Annotated in this window: 6 protein-coding genes and 1 pseudogene; 3 read left to right on the top strand and 4 right to left on the bottom strand. The window is 61.2% G+C overall.

Going from position 1 to position 8,729, the window contains the following annotated elements:
- Window positions 1-368: 368 nt before the first annotated feature.
- Window positions 369-1,712 carry an MATE family efflux transporter gene (locus GIW04_RS24135; protein ID WP_120247968.1) on the top strand — a complete coding sequence of 448 codons (1,344 nt, stop codon included), beginning with the start codon at window positions 369-371 and terminating at the stop codon, window positions 1,710-1,712.
- Window positions 1,713-1,763: 51 nt separating this feature from the next.
- Here the strand turns inward: GIW04_RS24135 and speA are convergent, their stop codons facing one another.
- From speA to GIW04_RS24115, 4 genes are all read right to left on the bottom strand, one after another.
- Window positions 1,764-3,677, bottom strand: a complete 1,914-nt coding sequence (gene speA / locus GIW04_RS24130; protein ID WP_003188203.1) for an arginine decarboxylase — start codon at window positions 3,675-3,677, stop codon at window positions 1,764-1,766.
- A 143-nt stretch (window positions 3,678-3,820) separates the two neighbouring features.
- Window positions 3,821-4,192 carry a translation initiation factor Sui1 gene (locus tag GIW04_RS24125; protein WP_003188201.1) on the bottom strand — a complete coding sequence of 124 codons (372 nt, stop codon included), beginning with the start codon at window positions 4,190-4,192 and terminating at the stop codon, window positions 3,821-3,823.
- A 182-nt stretch (window positions 4,193-4,374) separates the two neighbouring features.
- Entirely contained in the window at window positions 4,375-4,911 is a 537-nt protein-coding gene (locus tag GIW04_RS24120; RefSeq protein WP_034134796.1) for an NUDIX hydrolase, read from the bottom strand.
- A gap of 2 nt (window positions 4,912-4,913) precedes the next feature.
- The gene (locus tag GIW04_RS24115) at window positions 4,914-5,981 is read right to left on the bottom strand and encodes a DUF2333 family protein (protein WP_003188197.1); all 1,068 of its coding nucleotides are present in this window, start codon (window positions 5,979-5,981) and stop codon (window positions 4,914-4,916) included.
- Between the two features lie 298 nt (window positions 5,982-6,279).
- On the opposite strand from GIW04_RS24115, the gene GIW04_RS24110 reads away from it, so the two are divergent.
- On the top strand, window positions 6,280-7,950 hold the full coding sequence (locus tag GIW04_RS24110) for a response regulator (protein ID WP_094774990.1): 1,671 nt from the start codon (window positions 6,280-6,282) through the stop codon (window positions 7,948-7,950).
- Window positions 7,951-8,003: 53 nt separating this feature from the next.
- Window positions 8,004-8,729 (top strand): annotated as a pseudogene (locus GIW04_RS24105) (methyl-accepting chemotaxis protein); the annotation flags it as partial.

Below are 8,729 nucleotides of genomic sequence, written 5' to 3'. Positions count from 1 at the left end.
GGATGCCGGTTTAGCCGCCCCGCGCCATGGATGGCGCGTGGCGGCGGCCCCCCAAATCACTGGCGGATTACGGGCACACCGAGCCTAGGCGAGGTGCCGAGTGGTGGGGCAAGAGCCCTTTGGTTACTTTGGGGCTCTTTTCCAAAGTGACCCGCCGTCAGGCGGAACCCTAAGTAGCCGTTACCGCAGCAATGGATATATACCCAATCCAACTGTGTCGCCTGCCAGGCCGCCTTCGCGAGCAAGCCCGCTCCCACAGTAGGATCGAAGGGTGTCAAGTAAATAGGCGTCGGCTGGGAGTCCGCCTTCGCAGGCAAGCCAGCTCCCACATTGGCCGGGTACAATGCCGCTCCCCCGAAGGAGACTGCATGTCCACCTTATTGACCGACTGGCGCCACCGCCCCACCCATCGCCGCGTCTGGGCCCTGGCCGCGCCGATGATCCTGTCGAATATCTCGGTGCCGTTGGTGGCCCTGGTGGACAGCATGGTCATCGGCCACCTGCCCCACGCCCACCAACTGGGCGCCGTGGCTGTCGGTGCCAGCCTGTATACCTTCCTCGCCTGGGCCATGGGCTTCCTGCGTATGGGCTCCACCGGCTTCGCCGCCCAAGCCGCCGGGCGCAACGACGGGGCGGCGTTGCGGCAGATTCTGTTGCAAGGCTTGTTGCTGGCGCTGGGCCTGGCGATGCTGCTGGGCACCGTGGGCATTCCATTGAGCCACCTGGCCCTGGAATGGATGCAGCCCTCGCCCGAACTGAACCAACTGACCCGCGAGTTTTTCCACACCCGCCTGTTCGGCCTGCCCGCCGCCCTCGCCAGCTATGCACTGGTCGGCTGGTTCCTCGGCACCCAGAACGCCCGAGCGCCATTGGCGATTTTGCTGACCACCAACCTGGTCAACATCGCGCTTAACCTATGGTTCGTCCTCGGACTGGACTGGGGCGTGGTCGGCTCCGCCCGTGCCTCGGTGATCGCGGAATGGACCGGCGCCCTGCTCGGCCTGGCGCTCACGCAAAAAGCCCTGCGCGCCTATCCGGGGCATATCGCCTGGGCCGCGTTGAAACTGTGGCAAAGCTGGCGCCCGTTGCTGGCGGTCAACCGCGACATCTTCATCCGCAGCCTGGCGTTGCAGTCGGTGTTTTTCATGATCACGGTGCAAGGCGCACGGTTGGGAGATGCCACCGTGGCAGCCAATGCGCTGCTGCTTAACGGCCTGTTACTGACGGCTCATGCATTGGATGGCTTGGCCCACGCGGTCGAAGCCCTGTGCGGCCACGCCATCGGCGCCCGCGACCGACAGGCGTTGCGTCGCTCATTGGTGGTGGCCTGCGGTTGGTCACTGATCGCCAGCGTGGGTTTCGCCCTGCTGTTCACCTTTGGCGGCCATCTGTTCATCGCCATGCAAACCGATATCCCCAGCGTGCGCGAAACCGCCGACATCTACCTGCCCTACCTCGCGGTATTGCCGTTGATTGCAGTGTGGAGTTATCTACTTGATGGCTTGTTTATCGGTGCAACGCGCGCGCGGGAGATGCGCAATGGGATGTTGCTGACGGTGCTGCTGGTAATGCCGATTGCCTGGGCGTTGCAGGGGCTGGGCAACCACGGGTTGTGGATCACCTTCCTGCTGTTCATGGCGGTGCGCAGCCTGACGCTCTGGGCGATAGCCTGGCGCCTGAATCGGCAAGGACTGTGGCTGGGCGGGAACTGAAGGAACGCAGACCCAAATGTGGGAGCGGGCTTGCCCGCTCCCACATTTTTATTACGAGGACAGGTACGAAGAACGCGTCAGGCCCAGGCGCAACGCATCCAGGAACTGGGTGCGCTCCGAGGCCGAGATCTTCGCACTGGCGCACTTGTCACGGTAATGCGTCATCAACTCCTCCGGCGACAAGTGCACATAGCGCAGCATGTCTTCGATGGTGTCGTGGGTCTCGATCCCCGCGCTGTACACCGAACCGTCTTCACGCTGGTAGATGTTCACCGAGTCGGTATCACCGAACAGGTTGTGCATGTCGCCCAGGATTTCCTGATAGGCGCCGACCAGGAAGATACCCAGCAGGTAGTCCTCGCCTTCGTTCAAGCCGTGCACCGGCAGGCTGGTTTCGATGCTCTGCTCGTCGACGTATTGCTTGATCTTGCCGTCGGAGTCGCAGGTCAAGTCTTGCAGCACGGCGCGGCGCAGCGGCTCTTCGTCGAGGCGGTGCAGCGGCAGGATAGGCAGCACCTGGCCGATGGCCCAGGTATCCGGCAAGCTCTGGAACACCGAGAAGTTGCAGATGTACTTGTCGGCCAGCTTGTCGTTGAGTTCGTCCAGCACCTGGCGGTGCGAACGCTGGCGGGCTTTCAACGAGTTGTGCAGGCGACGGCACACCGCGAAGTAGCACTGTTCGGCCAGGGCTTTTTCCGCCAGGGTCAGCTTGCCGTCGGCGTACTGGGCCGCCACGTCGCTCATGTAGTGGGTGGCGCGCCAGTAGGTTTCGGTGACCATCTCGATGTCGGTCGGGCCGAGCAGGTCCACCAGCCATTGCACGGTTTCGGGCAGGCTTTCCTTGTTTTCGATGGTCGGGATTTCGTCATTGTGCTTCTCGACGTCAGTCACCTGCACCACCAGCATGGCGTGGTGAGCGGTCAGGGAGCGGCCGCTTTCTGAGAAGATGTTCGGGTGCGGCAGGCTCTGCGCGTCGCAGAATTCCTTGAGCATGCCCACCACCACGCCGGCGTAGTCGTCCATGTCGTAGTTGATCGAACTGGCGTTGCGCGAGTGGGTACCGTCGTAGTCCACGCCCAGGCCACCGCCGACGTCGATGTGGTCCACCGGCAGGCCGAGGTTGCGCAGTTCGCCGTAGTAACGAATGGCTTCCTTGAACCCGTGCTGGTAGTCAGCCAGGTTGGCGATTTGCGAGCCCATGTGAAAGTGCAGCAAGCGGATGCCCTGGTCCAGGCCGGCCGCGCGGAAGCGCTCGACCACCGACAGCAACTGCGCCGCCGACAGACCGAATTTGGATTTCTCGCCACCGGTGTCTGCCCACTTGCTCGATGCCAGGGACGACAGGCGCACACGCAGGCCCACCTGCGGCTTGACCTTGAGGCTCGCCGCCTCTTCGATCACCAGCCCTACCTCAGACTCTTTCTCGATCACGATGAACACGTTGTGGCCGAGCTTCTGGCCCATCAGCGCCAGGCGGATGAACTCACGATCTTTATAACCGTTGCAGACGATGGTGCCGCCCTTCGGCGCCAAGGCCAACACGGCCAGCAGCTCAGGCTTGGAGCCGGCTTCCAGGCCGATGGAGACGTTCTGGGTGGCAATGATGTTCTCGATCACCGCTTCCTGCTGGTTCACCTTGATCGGGTACAGCGCGGTGTACTTGCTCTGGTATTCCAGGCGCTCGATGTTGGCATCGAAGGCACCAGTCAATTGGCGCACGCGGTCTTGCAGGATATCGGGGAAGCGCACCAGCAGCGGCAACGACAGGCCGCTTTTGCGCAACTCGTCGACTTGCTCGTACAAGTCGACGGGCGTGCTGTTCGGGCCGTTCGGACGAACTTCTACGCGACCGGCTTCATTGATCGCGAAATACCCGGCCCCCCAATGGCGAATCCCGTAAACACTGCGGCTGTCCGCAACTGTCCATTGGCTGCCATCGTCTTTGCGTGTGCGTCGTACGGACATCGAAGTCCCCTATAAATGAAGGCGAAGGCGCCACCTCTCGTTCGAGGCTGGCGCAGTCTAAAGAATGAAAATGACGATTTGCCTGCAAGGGAAGTAGACCCCACTGGCAGGACAGAGTTTAGCCACAGGTTGGGAAGAGGCTTTCAGCCGCCGGACTTCTTGGCCTTGTACCCGAGCTTGATCAGCTCGGCCAACAGCAACTCGACGTGATCGCCCTGGATCTCGATGACCCCGTCTTTCAACGCGCCACCGGTGCCACAGCGCTTTTTCAGCGAGGTGGCCAGTTCCTTCAGGGCCTCTTCAGCCAGGGGCACGCCGGTGATGGTGGTCACCGTCTTGCCGCCACGGCCTTTGCTCTCGCGACGCACGCGGGCAATACCGTCGCCTTCGGGGATCAGGGTCTGTTTGCAGGTGCACGAATCCACGGGCTGACGACAGTCCGGGCAGTGTCGACCTGCGTCGGTGGAAAATACCAGGCCACCAAGGGCGGCGAAGGATGCGGCTTTTTTGGCCACCGGCAATCCTCTTGGGAGGATGAAGACTGATCGGCGCCACACAAGGCGGTGACCGACCGCGAAGCCCCACTCAGGCAGGGGCAGCGCTACCGAACCGCTAATGTGGTTCGGGTGAAAAGGCGCGCAGTGTAACGGCAAAAAGCCGACTTGCTAAGAGCCAAATGGCGCCATTTTTTGCAACTTTAGCGACGCGAGGCCAGATAGCGCCGCAACCCTTCCTGGGCGTCCGGGCAGTAGGGCTTTTGTTCGGCCTCCTGCTGGATGATTTCGATGCTTAAAAACCGCGCTTCCATGACCTCCTCGGGCTGCAGGCGCAGGGGGCCGTCCCAGAGGGCGGAGTAGGATTTGCACCAAAGCCGACTGTCGCCATCCTCAAAATAGAAATGGTCATGTTCGGTCAAGGGCACACCGCTGACGCCCAACTCCTCTTCCAGCTCGCGGGCTGCCGAAACGGCATAACTCTCACCTTTGGCCACCATCCCACCCGCCGCCGTATCCCAATATCCTGGATACAACGCCTTGCTCAGCGTGCGCCGGTGCACACACAGCTCGCCTCTGGAATTGAACAGGAAGATAAAGGTGCAACGGCCGATCAAGCCGCGCTGGCGCAGGTCAGACCTGACCAGGTGGCCGAGCAGGTGGTCCTGCTCGTCGACCCAGCAGATCAGTTCAGCATCGGAAGCCGCTCGGTGTGCGGCCTCCTTTTGAGTAGCGTCCATCATCAACCCTGGTTGAGGAGCTGACGCAAGTCGATCACTGCAGCGTTTGCCCGGGAAATGTAGTTGGCCATCACCAGCGAATGGTTCGCCAGTACACCGAAGCCACTGCCGTTAAGAATCATAGGACTCCATACCGGTTCCTGCGAGGCCTCTAGCTCACGAATGATCTGGCGCACGCTGACGGTGGCGTTTTTCTTGGCCAGTACGTCGGCAAAATCGACTTCGATGGCACGCAACAGATGGGACAGGGCCCACGCCTGGCCGCGCGCTTCGTAGAACACGTTGTCGATCTGCATCCATGGGGTCTCCACCACTTCTTCATCGACCTGGGGCACTTCACCCGGCGCCAGCGCCTCAGTTTTCAGCGCAGTGTTCAGCTTGACCCGGCCCACACTGGCCGACAGGCGCTGGGACAGCGAACCCAAACGGGTGGCAACATCGCCCAGCCAGTTGTTGAGGTTGTCGGCACGCGCATAAAACAGCGCGCCGCGCTGGTTCGGGTCAGACAGGCGCGCTTCGTAGCGGCTCAGGGAATTGATGCCTTCCTGGTATTCCGACTCACTGGAAGGCAGCACCCAGCTCTTGTTATCGAAGTTGAAGCGCGGCTCGGCCTTGGCCAAGTCAGCGTCTTCAGCCGACTGCGACTGGGAGCGAGCAAAGTCTTTACGCAGGGCACGAGTGAGGTCACGCACCTGCACCAGCACGCCGTATTCCCAGCTTGGCATGTTGTCCATCCACAAGCCCGGCGGGAAACGGTCATTGGAAATATAACCGCCCGGTTTGTTCAGCAAGGTGCCGACCACGGTCTTGAGGGTTTCGACGGTGGTATAGCCGACCACCATCTGCTTGCCTTCCTTCTCGGCGGCAAGCTGGGCATTTTGCTGCACCGGAAACAGCGCCGGCTCCTGGCTCCAGTACCAACCCAGGCCACCGGTGACCAGCAGGTACAGGCCGATGATGCTGAGCAAAGCCCGGCTCATCAGCAAGTTGCGAAAATAGCTGCGGTTGGCCGACTTGGGCTCAGGGGCGGGGCCTTTGGCACTGCCTTCACGGTTTTTCCAGTCCAGCATGGCGATATCCTTTCAATCACTTGAGTTCATGCACGTCAATTGTCCGGGTGCGTTCAGACACTCCGACCACAACCCTACCCCATCGTGCCCGTCGGTGCGGGGCTTTTACACGAAAGTGGCGCACCGGGCCGCTTGGACTATAAAGGATGCACACCTTTCACGCTGGGCGACCAGCCGGTCAATAACTGAATCTCAGGCATGCAGACTTAATTGACGTATGACACTCATCTATCAGAAAAGAGGTGCTAGCATAGCGCCATCAGTCGACCTCAGCATGCACCCTCACAGTAGTCAGGATATGACCGAGTCAGAAGACCCCAGCCGCGAGCGTCTCAAGCAGCACTTTGCCCAGCGGGTAATTCATCAGGCACGTCAAATTCTTGAGATCTGGCAGCGCCTGCAGCGCAGCGAGTGGTCGAACGCCGACTTTTCCGAACTCAGCGAAGCCAACCTGCGCCTGCAGCGCTTCGCCGAACGCTTCGAACAGCCCGAACACACGCAACTGGCACGGCATATCAGTGAATCCCTGCAAGCAGTGGATGAGAACCGTGGCCGCCTGAGCAGCCAACTGATCACCGAGCTCAACCGTTTGATGCAACGCCTGTCCCGCACCGGCCTGCGCCAGGGCGATCAGCTTGAGCAAACCTTCCTGCCGCCGATACGCAAGCCGATCTACGTGATGCTCGCCGACCATGACCGCGCCGAGCGCCTGGCCAAGCAGCTCGAATTCTTTGGCATGAGCGCCCACGCTCTGGACAGCGTCGCCGCCTTTCGCGCGGCCATGACCGAGCGATTGCCGTCGGCGATCGTGATGGACGTGGACTTCTGCGGCACGGGGCTGGGCCTGAAGCTCGCCGCAGAAGCCCAAGAAGGCCTGGAGCACAAGCTGCCACTGTTGTTTTTCAGCCTGCACGAAACCGACACCCCGACGCGCCTGGCCGCCGTGCGCGCCGGTGGCGAAGAGTTTCTGACCGGCACCTTGGAAGCCTCAAGCCTGCTGGAAAAGATCGAAGTGCTGACCTGCGCGGCCCAGTACGAACCGTACAAAGTGCTGATCATCGACGATTCGCGGGCCCAGGCGCTGCACACCGAACGCCTGCTCAACAGTGCCGGCATTGTCACCCGCACCTTGATCGAACCGATCCAGGCCATGGCCGAGCTGGCGGATTTCCAGCCCGACCTGATCATCCTCGACATGTACATGCCTGCCTGTACCGGCACCGAACTGGCCAAGGTGATTCGCCATAACGACCGCTACGTCAGCGTGCCCATCATCTACCTATCGGCTGAAGACGACCTGGATAAGCAGCTGGATGCGATGAGCGAGGGCGGTGACGATTTCCTCACCAAACCGATCAAGCCGCGTCACCTGATCACCACCGTGCGCAACCGTGCGTCGCGTGCACGCAACCTGAAGGCACGGATGGTGCGCGACAGCCTGACCGGGCTTTACAACCACACACATATCCTGCAACTGCTCGAAGATTGCAGCTTCCGCGCCCGCCGCGAGAACAAGCCTCTTAGCTTTGCCATGCTCGATATCGACCACTTCAAGCGTGTCAATGACAGCCACGGCCACCCTATGGGCGACCGGGTGATCAAGAGCCTGGCACTGTTTCTCAAGCAGCGTTTGCGCAAGACCGATTACATCGGCCGCTACGGCGGTGAAGAATTCGCCATCGTGATGCCCGACACCGACCTGGAATCGGCCTGCAAGGTGCTGGACGACATTCGCCGTCGCTTTGCAGAAATCCACTACCCCGCCCAACCGCAGGATTTGTGGTGCACCTTCAGCGCCGGCCTGGTGGAGCTGTGCGACGATTCCGACAGCCTGATGATGGCTGCTCAGGCTGACGAAGCGCTGTACCGCGCCAAGGACGCCGGACGCAACCGCGTGCAAGCCGCTCGCACATCAAAGCAAAGTGCCATCTTTTCACCAGAATCCACCGATTCGGTCATAACGCTGTAATACAAACGCAATAAATTCAGGCGCTTATCTCCTGCCGTCGGTTGAAACCCCGCATGCGCCTGAAGCTGCTGACCAATCTCAATACCCTTCTGCTGGTGGCCGTGTGCCTGGCCCTCGGGGCGACGCTGTGGTGGTCGCAACGGGCGCTGGAGCGCCCGTACTTGTTGATGGAGCGCTACCTCGGCTTGTCCCAGATCTTTCAAAACCAGGCTGCTCGTAACATCGAGGACTACTTGGCCAGCGGCGATGCCCTGCGCCTGAGCAGTGCCACCCAGAGCCTGGAAAGCCTGCAGCTGCAACTGGGCGAACTGCCGCCCGAATTGGCGCAAAGCCTGCGGCCCAGCCTCGCGGAGTTGGAGACCTTCAGCAAGACCGACCTGTTGGCCGCCGGTAAATTGGCTGGCGACCCGCAAGCCCTGTTGCTGCAAGCCGAACGTGAACTGGCCGCGAACCTGGAGCAATTGAGCCAGTACGCCAGCGGCGTCAATTCCGCAGAGGCTGCGCGCTATATGCCGCCATTGCTCGCCGCCTCACAGCACCTGGGCAAGCTGTCTCTGGCCCGCGACAAGCTGGTCAGCAGCGGGCGCGCCGAGTTGGCTGCGGATGTCGAGCGCGAAGTGACCAACCTGAGAACCCAGGCCGACCTGCTCGGGCAACTGCCCTTATTGGGAATAAAGGCCAGCGCAGAATCCAACACCGACGATTTTTCCGCGCTGATGGGCCTGGAAAACACCGAAAAAACCGAAGCCCAGGACACTGGCGTCGACCTCAAGCGCGAA

This window comes from Pseudomonas sp. PA-4-8C (assembly GCF_021606625.1).
In the GTDB taxonomy this organism is placed as follows: domain Bacteria; phylum Pseudomonadota; class Gammaproteobacteria; order Pseudomonadales; family Pseudomonadaceae; genus Aquipseudomonas; species Aquipseudomonas lactis.
This window is presented reverse-complemented; position numbering and strand designations above follow the sequence as displayed.